The organism is Sneathiella sp. P13V-1, assembly GCF_015143595.1.
GTDB lineage: Bacteria > Pseudomonadota > Alphaproteobacteria > Sneathiellales > Sneathiellaceae > Sneathiella.
Genome location: NZ_WYEU01000001.1, coordinates 218,946 through 237,072 on the forward strand (window position 1 = coordinate 218,946; position 18,127 = coordinate 237,072).

Consider the following 18,127-nt stretch of genomic DNA (forward strand, 5'->3'; position numbering starts at 1 on the left):
CCAAACCCCTTAAGTATCTTTAGCCAGGGCAAATGCTCCTTTGCCCATTTTCTTAACCTCATACATAGCCGCATCTGCTCGGGAGAGCAGGCTTTCCAGAGTATCTTCTGTATTTCCGTGGGACATGACTATGCCAATAGAGAAACTCAAACTCGGATCATGAACATCCAACTGGTTAGAAACTTCCAAACAATCCTTTTGCAGCTTTTCAGCTTTCAAGACAGCGTCTTCCTCACTTAAGTCTTCAAGCCACATTGAAAACTCATCACCGCCAAGACGAGACACCAGATCCCCAACGCGGCTGCTTTCTTTCAACAGATTGCTAATCGCAATCAGAACTTCATCGCCCTTTTCGTGACCAAATCGATCATTCACGGGCTTGAAGTTATCCAGATCGATATAGAAAAGAGTATTCGTCCGCTTAGTTCGCTTACCATGAGCGATGCGTTTGAGCACATCCTCGTTAAAGGCCCTGCGATTGAGCAAACCGCTTAATTCATCAGTCCTTGAAAGTTCAACCAGCATTTCACGGGCTGTCAGTTGGATAAGCGCCACCCCCAGATGGCCTGCAATAACCCCAAGAAGTGCTTCTTCATCATTGGTTATGGCGAGCGCAGTTCGATCACGGACCATTGCGATATAGCCGTGCAAGTTATCTTTAAGCTGAATAGGCGCGACATGAACAAGCTGGTCTTCCTGCTGAAGCGTTATCACTTCTGACGAGGTAAGTTCTGCTTCCCTCGCCTTCCAGAACCATTCATCAAGCATATTCTCGATCTCAGCGCTCACACCTTTTGAATAGGCAACTTCCAGATGGCTCGCCAGATTAAGGCGCCCGATCACAATTTGGGTACTGTGGAGCGCGTCACACGCTCCCTGCCCTGCAATATCAAAAAGACTATCTGCCTCCACTTCCCGGCGGATGGCATCCACAATCTTGCTTACAGTTTCTTCCTGTGCCTTCAAAAACTCCAGATACTGCTTTTGTTCAATCTCTGCAGTGAGGTCATGCCCAGCGCCCCGGCTACCCACATAGTTTCCAAGAGTGTCAAAAACCGGAATGGAATTAATCACCATACATACAGGACTTTTGTCTTTGGCCCTCAGCCAGATTTGCTTGGCATGAACAGGTTCTTTCACTGAAAATGGGTTGATATTTCCCGCTTCCTGATTTGCCTGCCCCATCAAGAGGTCTGCCACATTCATCCCGTCCAGTTCGGCAGCGGAAAATCCAAATGCGCCGCGCGGGGATACATATTGAAAATGTCCTTCCTCATCTGTTTCCCAGACAAATTCAGCCGTACAGGTAATAAGATCCTTAAAGAGCTGACGAGAAGCAACCAAGGCATCAATGAGATTATACTGCATGCTGCCGTCAAGGGCGCACACCAGGCAAAGACTTTCATCCTCATTCTCAATGGGTACCACTGCGATATCATAAGCGCTTTTTTCCCCAAGAGCATTTTCAAGTTTGAGGTTTAGCTGCTTGCTGATCCCATCTGAAATTGCTTCTTTCAGATTTTCGACACCGTTTGTTTTGGCCGACGTCAGCTCGCGCAAAATAAGGTCGGATTTTTCATTCGCGTGTAACAGGCGGCCGTCTTCAGCGACCAGAAATGCAGGGCCTGGATACTGGTCAATGACCAACCCCGGGTTCAAAAGAAGATCATCCCCCTTTTGCCCGGATTTCCCTAGCAGCCCTAATCCCGCGATCTGATTTCGCAGTTTTCCCATTCCAATACCCGTTTAAAAACACCAAGAAGTCGTAAGACTAGAAGTTTCTGCTTAACAGGCTCTTAAAAAAGAAACATTCAGCTTAAAATCTTGCTTGAATCTGAAAAGATCGCTTTACTGACGTCATGATAAAAAAACCCAACTGGCAAGATTTTGACCATATTGATGTCTGGATTTTCGATCTGGATAACACTCTGTATCCCTCCCACTGTGATCTGTTTGTACAGATGGACAAAAAGATGGGAGAGTTCGTTTCTCAATACCTTCAGGTTGAGTATGATGAAGCCAAGAAAATCCAGAAAGAATACTTTTCGGAATATGGGACGACCCTGAACGGACTTATGCATCGTCATGGAATGGATGCAGCGGCCTATCTTGAGTATGTGCATGATCTGGAGATTGATCATATCGAGCAAGATATCAAACTTAATGAGGCACTAGACCAGTTAGACGGGCGAAAAGTAATTTTCACCAACGCCTCCGATGCCCATGCCCGAAACATTTCCAAACAGATCGGCATTGATCATCACTTCGATGATATTTTTGATATTCACCAGTCGGATTTTATTCCGAAACCGGAGATGTCGGTTTACAAAAAATTCTTGGAAGAATTCGATATTGATCCGACTAAATCCGTTTTCTTTGAAGATATGGCAAAGAATCTCAAACCAGCGCATGATCTGGGAATGAAGACAGTATGGATCCCAAATAAAGCCCATTGGTCTCATGAACAGTCGGAAGGGGAACATATTCATTATGTTGCAGACGATTTATCTCAATGGCTTACAGATCTAGTAAGCGATAAACCAGCCAAAAGTTAGTATTTCAGCGGGATCGGCAGTTGACTTGCGGTCCCGTGTCGCTATGTTTTTGGGCAACATTTTACAAGAAAACCCCGAGGGAAAATAATGAGCCTTTTCGAATTGCAACCGGTCGTCGAAAAAGCGTGGGATGATCGTGAGAATATCTCCACCGCGACCACAGGTGAAGTCCGCGATGCCGTGGCAGAAGCCCTGAACGCATTGGACTGCGGCAGCGCACGTGTTGCCGAAAAAGTGGATGGTGACTGGCAGGTTAATCAGTGGCTAAAGAAAGCCGTTCTTCTTTCCTTCCGTCTCAATGACATGGAAGCAATCGCAGGTGGCCCGGGAAACAACACAAACTGGTGGGACAAGGTTCCAAGCAAGTTTGAAGGCTGGAGCGACACAGAGTTCAAAGAAGCTGGTTTCCGTGCAGTTCCAGGCACAATCGTTCGTCGCAGCGCTTATATCGCGCCAAGTGTTGTCCTGATGCCAAGCTTTGTAAATCTTGGCGCCTATGTGGACAGTGGTACCATGGTTGATACATGGGCAACTGTTGGCTCCTGCGCGCAGATCGGTAAAAACGTTCACCTCTCTGGTGGTGTTGGTATCGGTGGTGTTCTCGAACCACTTCAGGCTGGCCCGGTTATCATTGAAGACAACTGCTTCATTGGCGCCCGTTCTGAAGTTGTGGAAGGCGTGGTCGTTGAAACTGGTGCTGTGCTTTCCATGGGTGTATTCATCGGCGCTTCCACAAAAATCGTGAACCGCGAAACGGGTGAAATCCATATCGGCCGTGTTCCGGCCTACTCCGTTGTGGTTCCAGGTAGCCTGCCAGGCAAACCACTTCCAAATGGAGAGCCAGGACCAAGCCTCTACTGTGCGGTTATCGTTAAAACAGTGGACGAGCAGACACGTGCAAAAACAGATATCAACGATCTGCTGCGTGACTAAGGCGCCGAAACGTTTTGATCTTCAGGCTCGCCTTTCGGGGCGGGCCTTTTTTTATTCTCGCGGTAAACCATATAGAGGCCGCTTAACAAGATAACTCCGACACCAATCCAGACATGCTGCCCTGGAATTTCATCAAAGAAGAACATGCCAAACAATACCGCCCAAAGAAGGCCAGAATATTCAAACGGCGTGATGACACCCACTTCGCCAATGGTAAAGGCACGGACGATAAAGAAGTTCCCCGCCAATGACAAAAGCGCCATCAAGCCAACAACCGCAACATGTTCCAGCGGGATCGGCTTCCAGACAAACGGAACAATGACGCCTGTAAAAATGGCCGTCCAGAAGGTTACATAGAAGACAATTGTAAATGTCTTATCCGTTTGTCCAAGCCAGCGGCTTGCCAGCATCAGGAAAGAATAACAAAGGCTGGATCCCAAAACCAGAAATGCCGCGGGGTTAAAAATACTGCTGGTGGGTTGCATCACATAGAGAACACCGCAAAAACCAACAATGATAGCTCCCCACCGGTGAATACCCACCTGCTCCTTAAATAACGGAACAGAAATTGCTGTCATCACAAAGGGGGAGATAAAGAAAATCACCGTCGCTTCGGCGATGGGCATACTTTGCAAGGCGCTGAAGAACAGGGCTGGCGCCCAAAATCCAAAAAAACCCCGAATACCGTGTGCGGCAAAGCGTTTCGTCTTAATCAGATCAATACCGCCCATAAACGGCATTAGCGTAGACAGGATCACGAAATTGATACAGGCGCGGATAAACAGGATCTGAAATACGGAATAGTCTGCCTCCACCAACCACTTCGCCACCGCGTCCATTGAGGACAGCATGAAAATGGCCGCACTGATAAACAGAATACCATGCAGATTATTACTCTGTACGCCAATTGGGGATGACATCGCAGTGACTTTCGAAAGGAGGGATTTGATCCGGTGAGTAATTCCACTTCTACATAGATGATTTATATAGTCAAGAATATTGCCCTAACGCCATTGACCGAAGCCATTGAGGGGAGTAACACTCAAATGATGAGTTACCTTGATGATATAGATGAAGTGACCCTGACGCAGGATCTTATCCGCTGTCCGAGTGTCACCCCAAAAGATGCCGGTGCCCTTGATGTCTTACAGGCGGCTCTTGAAAAGCTCGGCTTCAAATGTCAGCGCCTTGTCTTCTCGGATGAGAACACGCCTGACGTTGATAATTTGTATGCGCGCTACGGCACAGAAGCGCCAAACTTCTGTTTTGCAGGACATACAGATGTTGTCCCGCCCGGCGAGCTGAGCGAGTGGTCAGTTGATCCATTTGGCTCCATCATCAAGGATGGCATGTTAATCGGCCGCGGCGCAGCTGATATGAAAGCGGCCATCGCCTGCTTTGCTGCCGCTGCCCAGCGGGTCATTAAAGCCAAAGATGGAAAGATCCCAGGCTCCATCAGTTTCCTGATTACAGGTGATGAGGAAGGCCCCGCCATCAACGGCACCCGCAAAGTGCTGGAGTGGATGGCCGAAAATGGGGAGCGGATTGATCATTGTATCGTTGGGGAACCCACCAATCCAAATCAGCTGGGTGAGATGGTGAAAATCGGGCGCCGTGGATCCTTTACCGGATATCTTACCGCCCTTGGAACGGAAGGCCACGTTGCTTACCCTCATCTTGCGGACAACCCAATTCCGCACCTTGTGGCAATGATGTCTGCTCTGGATCATTTAGTGCTGGATCAGGGAAGCGAGCATTTTCAGGCAAGCAACCTTGAATTTACCACCATTGATGTGGGCAACCCGGCGACGAATGTGATTCCACAGTCTGCGAAAACAACCTTCAACATCCGCTTCAATACGCATCACAGTTTGGATGGGTTGGACCGCTTGATCCGGGAAACACTTGATAAAGTGGCCGAGGAAAGAGGCGCGAAATATCATCTGGATGCTCAGAAAAATTCTGAACCGTTCCTGACGGAAGAAGGCGATTTCAGCCATCTGATTGCCGCTTCTATTGAAAAACACAGCGGTCAAAAACCCGTAATGTCGACAACCGGCGGGACGTCAGATGCACGCTTTATCAAGAATTACTGCCCTGTAGCGGAGTTTGGGTTAATCAGCCAAACCATGCATAAAATTGATGAACAGGTTGCCGTTGCAGATATCAATGCACTCGCCAATATATATGAAAGTGTTCTAGACGGATATTTTGGCGACTAACATGACGCGATGGCAGGAAATTCAATATGCCCTTCAAGGCTGTTTCAGAATTCTGAAGCGAGACAAAAGCGCGAATGAGTATTTCAACTTAAGCGCCGATGGCTTTTGGTTTTCCTTTATCGCAATTCCAATCATGCTGGGCTTAAACTTTATTGGAAAATCCATGGAGTTTAACCTGGCAGGCCTGGAACATGTTGGCGTTGCTGAAACATTTGGCTTTGCCGCGTCCATCTTGCCCAGTATCTTCCTCTTTTTCTGCGGAATGCTAATCATTACCAGATCGATGGGTCTGTCCGGTGCGCTTCCAAGTTTCATTATTATCTACAATTGGGCACAACTAGCCGTCTATGTGGTTTGGACTGTTTTATCTACAGTCACGCTTACAGTGCTCGGAACTGAAGGCAACAGTGTCTTAGGATTACTGTTCTTCTTTGGAAGTTATTTCTACCTTTATATGGTGATCCGTTTTGCCTTGCCTGTTGATCCCGCAGCTGCGATGGGTATCTGCTTTATGGAGTTCGCCATTGCAATCCTGATCAACATGGCTGCGATCCAGATTTTCCTAAAACCTGCCGTTCAGTAATCAACGTCGGTTAGATACAATCCATAAGGTGGTGCATTTGGGCCGCCGCGCTGACGATCACGAGCTTCTTTTGCATCCAGAAAATCCTGCTCTGACCACTGACCCATGCCCACCAAAGACAGACTACCAACCATTGCGCGCACCTGATTGTGCAAGAATGACGGCGCAGAAACCCGCACCTGAATTTCCTCGTCTTCGCGGTTCACATCAAGTCGTGACAAGGTTTTTACCGGACTGTTCGACTGACATGCCGCCGCCCGGAAAGTGGAAAAATCATGTTTCCCTACCAGATGCTGCGCCACTTTATGCATCAATTCATGATCCAGATCCTGATGCACATGCCAGGCATAACCACGGTCCAACGTCAGGCGTGCTGGGCGATTAATAATGCGATAGAGATAATGCCGCGCGGTTGCCGAAAACCGGGCGTTAAACTCATCATCTACCAATTCCGCTTCTACAATCGCCACTTTTGCTGGTTTCGTATGTTGGTTGATAGCATTTCGAACAGTGCGCGTAGAATGATCTTTCGTCAGGTCAAAACTGGCCACCTGCCCCAAGGCGTGAACCCCTGCATCGGTGCGCCCGGCCCCTTGAATACGGACATCTTCACCGGTGAATTTAAAGATGGCTTCTTCAATATGCTGTTGAACCGAAGGACCATTTGTCTGCCGTTGCCAGCCGACAAGTCCCGTTCCATCATATTCAATGGTCACCTTATAGCGTGGCATTACTCAAGAACCTCACCGGCTTTCAGCGGATATCCGTTAAGAAACGTTTTGGTATCCATTGGGGATTTTCCAGCACGCTGCAACAATGTCAGCTTTAGCGCGCCCTCCCCGCAAGCCACGGTCAGTTGATCATCGACCAAGGAGCCCGGGGCTCCCGAGCCCTCCACAACTTCCACATTCAACAACTTGACCCGCGTACCGTCTTTTTCAAAATATGCACCCGGGAACGGGCTTAGCCCGCGAATATGGCAGCTGAGCTCTTCCGCACTCTTCCGCCAGTCAATCTTGGCTTCTGCCTTGTCGATTTTCTTGGCGTAAGTCACACCTTCGTCGGGTTGCACTTGCGGGTCTGCATCTGCTGTTCCGATAACAGGAAGTGTTTCCAGCAACAAATTTGCGCCAAGCTCCGCCAGATCATCATGAAGGCTACCTGCTGTCGTATCCGCATGAATAGGTGTGCGGGCTTCCGACAAGACATCCCCGGTATCCAGGCCTTCCGCCATTTGCATGATGCCAACACCGGTCTCCCGATCACCTGCCATGATCGCCCGCTGGATCGGCGCCGCACCGCGCCAGCGTGGCAGCAAGGACGCGTGAATGTTAAGGCATCCATATTTTGGGGCATCAAGAATGGCTTTTGGAAGTAATAATCCATAGGCCACAACAATCGCGGCATCCAAATTCAAATTGGTGAAATAAGCCTGCTCTTGCTCGTCTTTTAAAGAAAGCGGGGTGCGGACCTCAATGCCATTTTCTTCTGCCAATTTGTGGACAGGTGTAGGCCGCAATGACTTACCCCGCCCTGCGCGTCTTGGCGGCTGTGAATAGACACAAACGATTTCATGCTCAGAGTTAAGCAGTGCTTGAAGAACTGTGCAGGAGAAATCGGGCGTCCCCATAAACGCCAGCCGAAGACCTGACATCGGATTTAGCTCGCCTGTTTTTTCTGTTTAAGAAGTTTACGAAGGATCATGTTGCGTTTCAGCGCGGAGAGATGATCTACAAACAGAATACCATCCAGATGGTCAATCTCATGCTGAATACAGGTCGCAAGCAGACTATCCGCGTGTAGTTCCTGTTTATTCCCGTCAACATCCAGATAACTTACTTTGATCTCTGCCGGGCGAACCACATCTGCGTAATGGGCAGGCACGGACAAGCAACCTTCCTCATAAACGCTGTCATCGTCAGATACCCAGGTAATTTCAGGATTGATGATGGCAATCGGCTGCGGCTTGTTTCCTTCGTCGTTTTTACCAACGATATCGACAACCAGAACCCGTTTTTGCACGCCAACCTGAATGGCTGCCAGACCAATACCCGGCGCGGCATACATGGTTTCGAACATATCGTCCACCAGCTTGCGAATTTCATCGTTCACCTCAGCGACAGGTTCTGAAATTGTCTTGAGGAAGGGATCCGGGGCTGTGATAATCGGCAAAAGGGCCATGGTCTAAACTAAATCCAACAGTTAAAATGGTTCTTAAATAAAGTCACACAGTAGGTATTACTCCGCGGCTAAAAGGTCAAGATTAATGCGGATAATCCAATATAGGGGCAGGGGTTTCTTTGATGGAATATGTATTGATCGGTCTGGTGGTTATTCTGGCTATCGCGGTTGGTCTGGCGATCTTAAAGATTTCCAAGTCAGAGCAGATGATCCAAAACGCCACTACGAACAGTGAAAACCTGACCCGGCTTACTGAAACCCTCTTAAATCAGCAAGCGCAACTTGAAGGTCAGTTGAAACAAATGTCATCTGATGGTGCGACAGGCCAAAGTGAAATTAACAAGACGCTGGCGGAACGGTTGGATGCCGTCTCCAAACGCCTGGGGGACAGTCTGGCCGAAAACACCGACAAAACCAGTCGCACGCTTGCGGAACGGCTCGATAAAGTCTCTCAGCTATTGGGGGAAAATCTGACCCAATCTACTGAGAAAACAAATAAATCCTTAAGTGACTTGCAAGAAAGACTGGCCGTCATCGACAAAGCGCAGGCGAACCTGACTGACCTGTCCACGCAAGTTGTGGGTTTGCAGGATATTCTTGCCAATAAACAGGCACGCGGCGCTTTTGGCGAAATTCAGCTCAATGACCTCGTTTCCGCCGCGTTGCCACCGTCGGCATATGATTTTCAGGTGACACTTGAAAATGGCCGCCGTGCTGACTGCCTTATTCGCCTTCCAAACCCGCCTGGCCCCATTGTGGTAGACGCCAAATTTCCGCTGGAAAGTTATCACCTACTCCGGAACGCTGAGGATGACAGTGCACTCAACAATGCAAAGCGGGCCTTTATTACGGCCATGACCAAACACATCACTGATATCAGTGAAAAATACATCATCGATGGGGAAACCGCAGAATCGGCGCTACTATTCCTGCCCTCCGAAGCTGTCTACGCGGAACTTCATGCGAACTTCCCCCAGATATTGCAAAAATCATATGAGGCCCGCGTTTGGATCGTCTCCCCGACGACGCTGATGGCAACGCTAAACACTGTTCGCGCGGTTCTTAAAGACAGCCAAATGCGAGAACAGGCCGGAGTTATTCAGAAAGAGGTTGGTGTTCTTTTGAAAGATGTGGATCGGCTTGATAAACGTGTGGACAATCTATCCCGTCACTTTGCGCAAGCGTCCAAGGACATCGCTGATATCGAAACATCCAGCCGAAAAATTGTCAGCCGCGGTGAGAAAATAGAAGACCTGCAGCTCGGCGAAGACACCTCTGACGAGGAATTACTTTCTTCTCCGCCTGATATGCTGAGCGGTTCTAGGTAAGGCTTCGGCGAGATTTAAGCGCCGTCGCGAGGGTGCCATCATCCAGATAATCAAGCTCCCCACCGACCGGGACACCATGGGCTAGATGGCTCACTTTTGCAGGATTTTCCTCCAGTCGATCGGTCAGATAGTGGGCTGTTGTCTGCCCGTCTACCGTGGCATTTAGGGCAATGATCACTTCCTGAACATTGTCCGCCTGGACCCGCTCCAAAAGCTCCTCAACGCGAAGCTCTTCCGGCCCCACACCATCCAATGGGGACAAGGTGCCCCCCAATACATGATACTGACCATTAAAAGCCCCGGCCCGTTCCAGCGCCCAAAGGTCGGACACATCCTCAACCACGCATATGGTGGTTATATCCCGCGATCCGTCAAGGCAGATGGCACAGGGGTCTGAGGTGTCCAGATTTCCACAAACGCTGCAGCTCTTTACATGTTCAGCAGCAGACGACATGGCATTTCCCAAAGGCACCAGCAAGGTTTCCCGGTTTTTAATAAGATGCAGCGCCGCCCGCCTTGCAGACCGCGCACCCAACCCGGGGATTTTTGACATCAACTGAACCAGCTGATCAATTTCGGAATTTGCCATGTATTAAGCCTTAGAATGGCATCTGCATGCCAGGTGGCAGATCCAGGCCACCGGTCATTTCTTTCATCTGTGCTTGTGTATAGGCTTCAACTTTCGCCCGCGCATCAGCATGCGCCGCCTTGATCAGATCCTCCAGCATTTCTGCTTCTTCCGGATCAATGAGCTTTGGATCTACGGTAAGGCCTTTCATATCCCCTTTGCCGTTCAAGGTCACCGTCACCATACCGGCGCCAGCTTCACCCGTCAGCTCATGGGTTTCCAGTTCCTTCTGCATCTCAGCCATCTTGGCCTGCATCTGTTTGGCCTGCTTCATCAGGTTGCCGAGATTTTTCATTTAGCTTTCTCCACTACTCAAATACTTCATCTGCGTCGATGGGCATGTCTGCGCCACCAAATTCCATATCAATATCGGGGGACAAGTCGCGCACTTCAACAACTGTCGCCCCATTAAAGGTATCCTTGATTTTCTGTACCAGCGGGTGACGCTCCGCTGCAGCAAGCATCGCCGCACGGTCCGATTGGCGTTTTTCCGCAACGGTTGGTGCCCCTTCCGCGTCAGCAGACAGTTCAACCTGCCAAGGCTCCCCTGTAATTTCACGAAGGCGACGTCCCAACTTCGCCGCCAGATCAACTGGTGCTCCGGGTGCCGGGCTAAATTCAAGATAGCCTTTGTCAAATTTTACAGGGCGAACGAAATTGATCACCTGCCCCTTCAACATCACATCCGCGCGGTCTTGCAGCAGATCCACCACATCATCCATATTACGAAGGGCATCAGGCACCATGTTTTGGACAGGCTCTTCCACTTGCGGTGCAGGGGTTTCCACAGCCACTTCTTCAGGTAGGGTGTCATTTACAATCTTTAACTGAGCCCTTGGTGCAGATGTGGGTGCTGGTGTGGGGGCTGGATTTGAAACCGCAAGTGCCGCAGCACTGCCGCCCATACGCGCAGCTGGACCTCCATTAGGTACTCCGCCTCCACTAGAAGGAGAAGGCGCCCCTCCGCTCGTTACATTTCCATCCTGAACCTGACGGGCAAGATCACCCGGACTTGGTAAATCACTGGCGTAAGTCAAGCGCACCAACAACATTTCAGCCGCAGCAATTGCACTTGGAGCCCGCCGTGTTTCATCCAAACCTTTCAAAAGCATTTGCCAGGTACGTGCCAAAACCGGCATGGAAAGTTTTCCGGCCATCTCCTGACCACGAGTGACATCCCCGCCGCTCACCGCCACATTGTTCGCTGCTTCCGGCGTAACCTTTAAAGCTGTCATCCAATGTGTTAGTTCCAACAGATCCTGAATGATAACAACTGGGTCTGCGCCGCGGTCATATTGGCCACGTAATATATCGAGCGCCTCAGCAATGTTTCCTTGAAACACCACATCCAGCAAATCCAGCATGCGGGACCGATCCGCAAGACCCAGCATGTCGCGGGCCTGATCCGCATCCACATGCCCATCACCATGGGCTATTGCCTGATCAAGAAGTGACAGGCCATCACGCACGGACCCTTCCGCCGCGCGTGCAATCAGTGCCAATGCCTCTTCTGAGACACTGGCATTTTCTTTTTCTGCGATTTTTCCGAAATAATCCGCGAGCGTTGCTGCATCGACCCTTTTTAGATCGAACCGCTGACAACGCGATAAAACCGTTACAGGAATTTTACGAATTTCTGTCGTCGCAAAGATAAACTTCACATGCTCTGGTGGCTCTTCCAGCGTCTTCAAAAGCGCATTGAACGCGTTTTTCGACAGCATATGCACTTCGTCGATGATATAGATTTTGTACCGTGCATTGATAGGTAAATACCGAACCCCATCAATCAATTCACGGATATCATCCACTCCAGTACGGCTGGCGGCGTCCATCTCAAGAACATCCTGATGGCGATCTTCGGCAATCGCCACGCAGTTTTCACAGACACCACAAGGATGGACCGTCGGACCGCCATTACCGTCCGCCCCGATACAGTTGAGACCACGCGCGATGATTCGCGCCGTCGTTGTTTTGCCGATACCCCTTGTTCCTGTCAAAACAAAGGCGTGCGCCAGGCGGCCAGCCTCCAAGGCATTGGAAAGCGTTCTGACCATGGCTTCATGGCCAATCAGATCGTCAAAGTTGGACGGGCGGTACTTTCGCGCCAGAACACGATAGGCTGTTTTTTGCTCTTCTTCAGACATGTCCGCAGCATAACAGACAGACCAAGTCGATCAAAGATTTATGCGCAGCTTCAAGCTGTGTTTGGAGAGATTTTTTGTGGGGATTTCAAGAAGACTGGCAACGACCCGCACCAAAACTCGTTACGGCTGCTTCCTTCCGGACCTGACCGGGTTGGCGAGGGGCACGCCCATCACCAGCCTTCCACCGCTTATATCTGATATGTTTGTGGGAATAGCAAGCCTTTTTCTGCAATTTTTTTTGACCGAATGCTGCATTTACAACCAGTAGGGAGTTATGCCAAAGTCAAAACCATCATGAATAATCCACTCGTCTTCACCGGTAATAGCTTTGACCGGGCAAGTCACTTGCGTGGTGATGCCAACTGGCTTGCAGAACAACAACAAAAATCCGACAGTCGATGGCTTCCCATGCATCGGCTCAAAGCACTGATCAACCTTGGAGAAGGCGCAGAGATTTGCTGGCGCCCTTACGATGAGGTCAAATCATTCGTTGAGCACAATGCCACAGTTATCTTTTTGGGCATCTTGGAAGGTGTTTCGCATTTCGCCGTAGATGTCTCTGAAATGGAAAACCCGAAAACACTTCCTTATGAAAGATGGGGGAAGTTTATTGATGTCCGTTCCATTTCTGCTCAGCTGAATTCACATGAAGCCGGTGTATTGGCGCAAGCACGTTCAATGATCGCCTGGCATGACAATCACAAGTTTTGTTCAGTTTGCGGCCAACCTTCTAAGGTGCAGGAAGCTGGCTATTCACGAAAATGCAGTAGTGAAGACTGCAACGCCCCTCACTTCCCACGTACGGACCCTGTTGCCATCATGATGGTTGTGAAGGATGACAAATGCCTTCTCGGGTATGGCCCCCACTTCCCAAAAGAGCAATATTCCGCGCTTGCCGGCTTTATTGAACCGGGTGAGACCATTGAACAAGGGGTGCGCCGCGAGATATTTGAGGAAACAGGTGTTCAGGTGGGCGAGGTTACCTACCATTCATCTCAGCCTTGGCCCTATCCATCATCACTGATGATCGGCTGCTTTGCCGAAGCTCTGACAGAAGAAATCACACTTGACCCAAAAGAGCTGGCGGATGCGGGCTGGTTCACAAAATCCGAAGTACAAGACATGCTGGCAAAATCCTTAACCCGGGAAACACCGCGCATGTCACCGCCGCTCGCGATTGCTCACCAACTTGCAAAGGCTTGGGCCGAAAGCGACTAACCAAATCCGCGAATCAACAGGAATCAAGGAAGATTGTTCAAATTGATCAATCTTCCTTTTCTTTTGGAAATTAAAGAACTCAAAAAGCGATTAGATTATTGATTTGTTGCAATGCAGCAATTTTAGAAAAATTTGATTTAGATTTTGCCGCGCCATTTTCTCTGAATCTTCAAATCTCCATCGAAAAATCTTGATTTCAAACGCTGAAGTAAATCACAGAAAAGTAACGAAATGGGCTAATTTTCGGCATTTCACGCCTACTAATTAATCAATCAGCTTATTTCGCGAGCAGAATTTATTTTTTGGAAAAAAAGTCGGCAAAAAAAGAAAAATTGCACTTGCGATATCATTTCGCAGGTGCAATATAGTCCTTGTCAGCACACACACACTGACTGCCCTCAATGAGGGCGTTTCCTCCCTTACTTGGGCTGCGTTGCCGCGCAGCCCTTTTTTTTTGTTCGAAAACTTTATCGGGCAGTACTGGCCAATGTCAATGGGTCTGTGAATTTTAATAGACCACGGAACGGAATGATCAACACTGCGATCATCGCAAGTTTCACACCATAGTCGCCCAGCGCCCATGTCATCCATGGAAGACCTGTGCCTGCGAAAGCGAGGGAGAAGAAAATTACTGTATCCACAGAAGACGCGAAGAAAGAAGAGATAATCGGAGCTTTCCACCAAGAACCACGGCGTAATTTGTCAAACAGAAACACGTCCAGAAGCTGGGCAGTCAAGAAGGCTGAACCGGAGGCGATTGCGATACGCGTATCAGCAAGCCATAGAGACATGATGACCGCAGCCACAAAACCAACGAACACAACAACTTGTGCCTTCTTTGGACCAAGCGCGCGATTTGTAAGGTCAGTTACCAAGAACGCAAACGGATAGCTGAGCGCCCCCCATGTCAGCCAATCATTAATCGGCATTTCCACCAGAATATTGGAAGAGGTCACAACAATCGCCATAGCGACAACACCAAGCAGAAGAAAAACACGCTGCGCTGATGTGGTTTTGGATACGGTTTCCATCAAATACGTCCTACAAATAAAAAAGCGCTCCCAAAGCGCGTAAATTTGGGAGCGCTTATATTCTGATTTTCGCCCGGGATCAAGCGTTAAGCGCTGTATTCCTTGCGATATGGATGCGCAGGGTACACTCCAAGCAGCTTCAATTTAGCTGAAAAGAACTGCAACTCTTCAATCGCGCGGGAAAGATGTGCCTCATCCGGGTGCCCTTCTACATCAATATAGAACTGCGCTGCTTCGAAACTGGCGTCGGTAATGTAACTTTCCAGTTTGGTTACGTTGATCCCGTTTGTGGCAAATCCGCCCAGTGCTTTATAAAGGGCCGCTGGCTGGCTTCTTACCTGGAAAACAAAACTTGTCATGCAAGGGCCGCTTTTCATGCCAGGATCAATGCGATCACGGGAGAGAATCAAAAAGCGTGTTGTGTTACCCAAACGATCTTCCACACGTTCGCGCAAAACATCCAAACCATAAATCTCTCCAGCGAGGCTGGAAGCGATTGAGGCTTGGGTCTTATCCCCCATCTCAGCAATCATTTTGGCAGATCCGGCCGTATCTGCATGAATGATCGGCTCAATACCAAGCTCATGGGTGAAATTGCGGCACTGAGACAAAGCCTGTTCATGGCTGTGCACCGCCTTTACATCTTTAAGGGTGGCGCCTTTGACACCAAGCAACTGATGTTGAACAGACTGGAAATGTTCACCAATTGTATAAAGACCCGATTCAGGCAGTAAATGGTGAATATCCGCAACGCGGCCGCCCAATGAGTTTTCAATGGGGATCATAGCATATTTGGCTTTCTCCTCACGAACGAGCGTGATGGCGTCCAAAAAAGTTTCACACGCCACCGCTTCCATGTTTGGAAACACCGCTTTACAGGACAAATGTCCGTAAGCACCCGGGACACCCTGAAAGGCGATTGAATTTTCTGGTTCTGGCGTGGTCATAATCCGATCCTGGTTTCTTTATCTTTAGGCGTTACTGTATATCGATTACTTGTTGGTCATTTCTAGAGGCCGCTAAATATTTCCCGCATTCTCTCTAGATCCTCGGGAGTATCAACACCAAGCGGCACGGTGTCAACGCATGCTGCACCAATTCGCATCCCAGCCTCTAATGCCCTGAGCTGTTCCAGTTTTTCACGAAGCTCAAGCGGCGACGGTGGTAAGGCGACAAAGGCCTGAAGCGCAGCGCGTTTATAGGCATAAATCCCGATATGATGATAATGAGGCCCCTCCCCCCATGGGGTTTTAAGGCGGCTGAACCACAAGGCAGGACCATATTTCTCCCCTTCTTTCAAACTCACCACAGCCTTTACAGCCGCATCGTCATCCAACTCTGCCGGATCTTTAATTTCTGCAACTAGAGTTGCGATGTCTGCATCAGTTACTTTCAGCGCCTCCGCGGCATCTTTCACGGCCTCCGGATCCAATTGCGGTAAATCACCCTGCAAATTTATGATGACGTCATGCTTTCCATCTGGATCAAATTTCTGAACGGCCTGATACACCCTATCTGATCCTGAAGGCAGGTCTGGATCTGTCATAATCGCCAGCCCACCAGCATTTCGAACGGCATCGGCCACCTCTTCTTCAGATACGGCAACCACAACCGGTCCCACATCTGCTTCCATGGCCCGGCGCCAGACCTGCACAATCATCGGGGCACCATCAATGTCAGCCAATGGTTTTCCTGGTAGTCTTGTGGACGCCATACGGGCTGGGATCACCACAACAGGATTGTTCGTGTTCGGCATGGATTATCTCTTAATCTTTCGTGTCAGACTGTGTCAAAAAGGCAGATATTTTATACGATGACCTATTTAAAAGGAAAAGTTCCTAAATTCCCCTCGCTTTTTTTATTCGTGTTTGGTAGAGCTAGCGCCAGTATTCAAGAGCTGAGGTAAGCTATGAACTCTTTTGAGCTGAACAAAATTGCCGGTGCCGTATTGGCTGGCGCCCTGACTGTTGTAGCTGTCAACGAATTTGCAAATATTGCAATTTCTCCTGAAATGCCTGAAAAAAATGCCTATGCGATTGACACAGGCGCAGAAGAATCAGCAGGCACAGCAGCGGCTGCCACCGAAGAAGGACCATCTCTCGCCGCTTTGATGGCAAGTGCAGATGCTGCTTCTGGTGAAAAGATTTTCAAGAAATGTTCTTCCTGTCACACAGCTGAAGAAGGCGGCGCCAATAAAATCGGCCCGAACCTTTATGCCATCCTGAATAAAGCTAAAGGCTCAGTAGCAGGCTTCTCTTACTCAGGTGCCCTTATTGAAAAAGGTGGTGACTGGACTTACGAAGATCTGGACGCCTTCCTCAAGAAGCCTAAAGACTTCATTGCAGGCACAAAGATGTCCTTTGCTGGCGTGAAGAAACCAGAACAGCGCGCAGACCTGATTGCGTATCTTCGCACACTGGGTACAGCTGACGCACCGCTGCCTACCGAATAAGTCAGGCGTTATCTCCTGTGACGTGTCCTGTAGAATTTATTGACCTCGCCCACCGCCTCGCTGATGCGGCTGGCGAGGTTATTCGTCCATTATTCCGCCAAAAACTTGATATTATCTCCAAAGATGATATGAGCCCTGTGACCATTGCAGATCGCAATGCAGAACTGGCTATGCGCAAAATTATCGAGGCTGAATTTCCAGAACACGGTATTTACGGTGAAGAACACGGGCAGGTCAGAACCGATGCTGACTATGTGTGGGTTCTGGATCCTATTGACGGCACCCATTCTTTTGTCTCAGGACTTCCAACTTTCGCAACTCTAATCGGCCTGACCTATAAAGGCAAACCTGTCATGGGTGTGATGGACCAACCCATCAGCAACGAACGCTGGGTAGGTGCCAATGGCGAAACAACTTTTAACGGTAATGCTGTTCAATGCAACGCAGCCAGCACAGATATGGCAACAGCTTCCCTTTTCTCTTGGGGCATTGAATTGCTGCAAAGTGACCGGGGATCGGACTATGAACGTCTGATGAAGGCCGCAGGGCGTAAACGCTTTGGTTATGACAGTTACGCCTATGGATCCGTTGCCCTCGGTTTCGTTGATATCGTTGCAGATTTCGATATGAAACCATTTGATTACTGCGCCCTTGTTCCTATCGTTGAGAATGCAGGTGGTGTGGTTTCTGATTGGGATGGCAAGCCATTAATGCTGGATACCCCTGGTTATGTATTGGCGTCTGCCAATCAGGATCTACATGACCAAGCCCTTTCACTTTTAAGTGGGAAGTAATCCAAGGCACTCATTTCGCCTTGATGTCGCCGCGTTTTCCCCCCATCTTGTTTAAAAC

The 18,127-nt window shown here is 49.2% G+C and carries 19 protein-coding genes and 1 other RNA gene; 8 read left to right on the forward strand and 12 right to left on the reverse strand.

All coding sequences use genetic code 11. The features are described from left to right. Positions 1-9 precede the first annotated feature (9 nt). Complete coding sequence (locus GUA87_RS01075) at positions 10-1,734, reverse strand: diguanylate cyclase (RefSeq protein ID WP_193714683.1); 1,725 nt, start codon at positions 1,732-1,734, stop codon at positions 10-12. Positions 1,735-1,859: 125 nt separating this feature from the next. Between GUA87_RS01075 and GUA87_RS01080 the strand changes: the two genes are divergently transcribed. Continuing rightward, positions 1,860-2,555, forward strand: a complete 696-nt coding sequence (locus tag GUA87_RS01080; RefSeq protein ID WP_193714684.1) for a pyrimidine 5'-nucleotidase — start codon at positions 1,860-1,862, stop codon at positions 2,553-2,555. Positions 2,556-2,642: 87 nt separating this feature from the next. Beyond that, on the forward strand, positions 2,643-3,488 hold the full coding sequence (gene dapD, locus GUA87_RS01085; RefSeq protein WP_193714685.1) for a 2,3,4,5-tetrahydropyridine-2,6-dicarboxylate N-succinyltransferase: 846 nt from the start codon (positions 2,643-2,645) through the stop codon (positions 3,486-3,488). On the opposite strand, the gene GUA87_RS01090 is transcribed toward dapD, so the two are convergent. Further along, on the reverse strand, positions 3,485-4,408 hold the full coding sequence (locus tag GUA87_RS01090) for a DMT family transporter (protein ID WP_193714686.1): 924 nt from the start codon (positions 4,406-4,408) through the stop codon (positions 3,485-3,487). The two genes, dapD and GUA87_RS01090, sit on opposite strands and share 4 nt — an antisense overlap. Positions 4,409-4,534: 126 nt before the next feature. Between GUA87_RS01090 and dapE the strand changes: the two genes are divergently transcribed. Both dapE and GUA87_RS01100 read left to right on the forward strand, forming a co-directional pair. Continuing rightward, complete coding sequence (gene dapE, locus GUA87_RS01095; RefSeq protein ID WP_227711642.1) at positions 4,535-5,710, forward strand: succinyl-diaminopimelate desuccinylase; 1,176 nt, start codon at positions 4,535-4,537, stop codon at positions 5,708-5,710. A gap of 1 nt (position 5,711) precedes the next feature. Next, on the forward strand, positions 5,712-6,293 hold the full coding sequence (locus GUA87_RS01100; RefSeq protein ID WP_193714687.1) for a hypothetical protein: 582 nt from the start codon (positions 5,712-5,714) through the stop codon (positions 6,291-6,293). Here the strand turns inward: GUA87_RS01100 and truA are convergent. Genes truA through def form a run of 3 tightly spaced genes read right to left on the reverse strand, consistent with a single transcriptional unit; the run spans position 6,287 to position 8,474 of the window. Beyond that, a complete protein-coding gene (gene truA, locus GUA87_RS01105; RefSeq protein ID WP_193714688.1) occupies positions 6,287-7,024 on the reverse strand; it encodes a tRNA pseudouridine(38-40) synthase TruA in 738 nt (245 codons plus the stop codon). The two genes, GUA87_RS01100 and truA, sit on opposite strands and share 7 nt — an antisense overlap. After that, positions 7,024-7,947, reverse strand: coding sequence for a methionyl-tRNA formyltransferase (gene fmt / locus GUA87_RS01110; protein WP_193714689.1), 924 nt, complete (start codon positions 7,945-7,947; stop codon positions 7,024-7,026). Before fmt ends, truA begins: the two co-directional genes overlap by 1 nt. 5 nt (positions 7,948-7,952) lie before the next feature. Further along, on the reverse strand, positions 7,953-8,474 hold the full coding sequence (gene def, locus GUA87_RS01115) for a peptide deformylase (RefSeq protein WP_193714690.1): 522 nt from the start codon (positions 8,472-8,474) through the stop codon (positions 7,953-7,955). Positions 8,475-8,596: 122 nt separating this feature from the next. On the opposite strand from def, the gene GUA87_RS01120 reads away from it, so the two are divergent. After that, on the forward strand, positions 8,597-9,802 hold the full coding sequence (locus GUA87_RS01120) for a DNA recombination protein RmuC (RefSeq protein WP_193714691.1): 1,206 nt from the start codon (positions 8,597-8,599) through the stop codon (positions 9,800-9,802). On the opposite strand, the gene recR is transcribed toward GUA87_RS01120, so the two are convergent. From recR to ffs, 4 genes are all read right to left on the reverse strand, one after another. After that, positions 9,795-10,391: a recombination mediator RecR gene (recR, locus tag GUA87_RS01125; RefSeq protein ID WP_193714692.1), complete on the reverse strand. Its 597-nt coding sequence runs from the start codon at positions 10,389-10,391 to the stop codon at positions 9,795-9,797. The two genes, GUA87_RS01120 and recR, sit on opposite strands and share 8 nt — an antisense overlap. A 10-nt stretch (positions 10,392-10,401) precedes the next feature. Next, positions 10,402-10,725, reverse strand: coding sequence for a YbaB/EbfC family nucleoid-associated protein (locus GUA87_RS01130; protein WP_193714693.1), 324 nt, complete (start codon positions 10,723-10,725; stop codon positions 10,402-10,404). Between the two features lie 13 nt (positions 10,726-10,738). Continuing rightward, a complete protein-coding gene (locus GUA87_RS01135; RefSeq protein WP_193714694.1) occupies positions 10,739-12,574 on the reverse strand; it encodes a DNA polymerase III subunit gamma/tau in 1,836 nt (611 codons plus the stop codon). Positions 12,575-12,660: 86 nt separating this feature from the next. After that, an RNA gene (gene ffs / locus GUA87_RS01140) (signal recognition particle sRNA small type) lies at positions 12,661-12,756 on the reverse strand. 112 nt (positions 12,757-12,868) lie between these two features. On the opposite strand from ffs, the gene nudC reads away from it, so the two are divergent. Next, on the forward strand, positions 12,869-13,792 hold the full coding sequence (nudC, locus tag GUA87_RS01145; protein ID WP_193714695.1) for an NAD(+) diphosphatase: 924 nt from the start codon (positions 12,869-12,871) through the stop codon (positions 13,790-13,792). 467 nt (positions 13,793-14,259) lie between these two features. On the opposite strand, the gene GUA87_RS01150 is transcribed toward nudC, so the two are convergent. The 3 genes from GUA87_RS01150 to GUA87_RS01160 form a co-directional block, all read right to left on the reverse strand. Next, a complete protein-coding gene (locus tag GUA87_RS01150; RefSeq protein WP_193714696.1) occupies positions 14,260-14,823 on the reverse strand; it encodes a VUT family protein in 564 nt (187 codons plus the stop codon). An 86-nt stretch (positions 14,824-14,909) separates the two neighbouring features. Beyond that, complete coding sequence (locus GUA87_RS01155; protein WP_193714697.1) at positions 14,910-15,770, reverse strand: prephenate dehydratase; 861 nt, start codon at positions 15,768-15,770, stop codon at positions 14,910-14,912. Between the two features lie 62 nt (positions 15,771-15,832). Further along, positions 15,833-16,579 carry a 3-deoxy-manno-octulosonate cytidylyltransferase gene (locus tag GUA87_RS01160; RefSeq protein WP_193714698.1) on the reverse strand — a complete coding sequence of 249 codons (747 nt, stop codon included), beginning with the start codon at positions 16,577-16,579 and terminating at the stop codon, positions 15,833-15,835. 153 nt (positions 16,580-16,732) lie between these two features. On the opposite strand from GUA87_RS01160, the gene GUA87_RS01165 reads away from it, so the two are divergent. Continuing rightward, the gene (locus GUA87_RS01165; RefSeq protein ID WP_193714699.1) at positions 16,733-17,275 is read left to right on the forward strand and encodes a c-type cytochrome; all 543 of its coding nucleotides are present in this window, start codon (positions 16,733-16,735) and stop codon (positions 17,273-17,275) included. A gap of 17 nt (positions 17,276-17,292) precedes the next feature. After that, positions 17,293-18,069 (forward strand): histidinol-phosphatase, encoded by a 777-nt coding sequence (hisN, locus tag GUA87_RS01170; protein ID WP_193714700.1) that lies wholly within the window; start codon positions 17,293-17,295, stop codon positions 18,067-18,069. Positions 18,070-18,127: the final 58 nt, after the last annotated feature.

Bases quoted from the DNA above. Each gene is read 5' to 3' on its own strand.
- GUA87_RS01075 (WP_193714683.1), bottom strand. From the start codon at position 1,734: ATGGGAAAACTGCGAAATCAGATCGCGGGATTAGGGCTGCTAGGGAAA.
- GUA87_RS01080 (WP_193714684.1), top strand. From the start codon at position 1,860: ATGATAAAAAAACCCAACTGGCAAGATTTTGACCATATTGATGTCTGG.
- dapD (WP_193714685.1), top strand. From the start codon at position 2,643: ATGAGCCTTTTCGAATTGCAACCGGTCGTCGAAAAAGCGTGGGATGAT.
- GUA87_RS01090 (WP_193714686.1), bottom strand. From the start codon at position 4,408: ATGTCATCCCCAATTGGCGTACAGAGTAATAATCTGCATGGTATTCTG.
- dapE (WP_227711642.1), top strand. From the start codon at position 4,535: ATGATGAGTTACCTTGATGATATAGATGAAGTGACCCTGACGCAGGAT.
- GUA87_RS01100 (WP_193714687.1), top strand. From the start codon at position 5,712: ATGACGCGATGGCAGGAAATTCAATATGCCCTTCAAGGCTGTTTCAGA.
- truA (WP_193714688.1), bottom strand. From the start codon at position 7,024: ATGCCACGCTATAAGGTGACCATTGAATATGATGGAACGGGACTTGTC.
- fmt (WP_193714689.1), bottom strand. From the start codon at position 7,947: ATGTCAGGTCTTCGGCTGGCGTTTATGGGGACGCCCGATTTCTCCTGC.
- def (WP_193714690.1), bottom strand. From the start codon at position 8,474: ATGGCCCTTTTGCCGATTATCACAGCCCCGGATCCCTTCCTCAAGACA.
- GUA87_RS01120 (WP_193714691.1), top strand. From the start codon at position 8,597: ATGGAATATGTATTGATCGGTCTGGTGGTTATTCTGGCTATCGCGGTT.
- recR (WP_193714692.1), bottom strand. From the start codon at position 10,391: ATGGCAAATTCCGAAATTGATCAGCTGGTTCAGTTGATGTCAAAAATC.
- GUA87_RS01130 (WP_193714693.1), bottom strand. From the start codon at position 10,725: ATGAAAAATCTCGGCAACCTGATGAAGCAGGCCAAACAGATGCAGGCC.
- GUA87_RS01135 (WP_193714694.1), bottom strand. From the start codon at position 12,574: ATGTCTGAAGAAGAGCAAAAAACAGCCTATCGTGTTCTGGCGCGAAAG.
- nudC (WP_193714695.1), top strand. From the start codon at position 12,869: ATGAATAATCCACTCGTCTTCACCGGTAATAGCTTTGACCGGGCAAGT.
- GUA87_RS01150 (WP_193714696.1), bottom strand. From the start codon at position 14,823: ATGGAAACCGTATCCAAAACCACATCAGCGCAGCGTGTTTTTCTTCTG.
- GUA87_RS01155 (WP_193714697.1), bottom strand. From the start codon at position 15,770: ATGACCACGCCAGAACCAGAAAATTCAATCGCCTTTCAGGGTGTCCCG.
- GUA87_RS01160 (WP_193714698.1), bottom strand. From the start codon at position 16,579: ATGCCGAACACGAACAATCCTGTTGTGGTGATCCCAGCCCGTATGGCG.
- GUA87_RS01165 (WP_193714699.1), top strand. From the start codon at position 16,733: ATGAACTCTTTTGAGCTGAACAAAATTGCCGGTGCCGTATTGGCTGGC.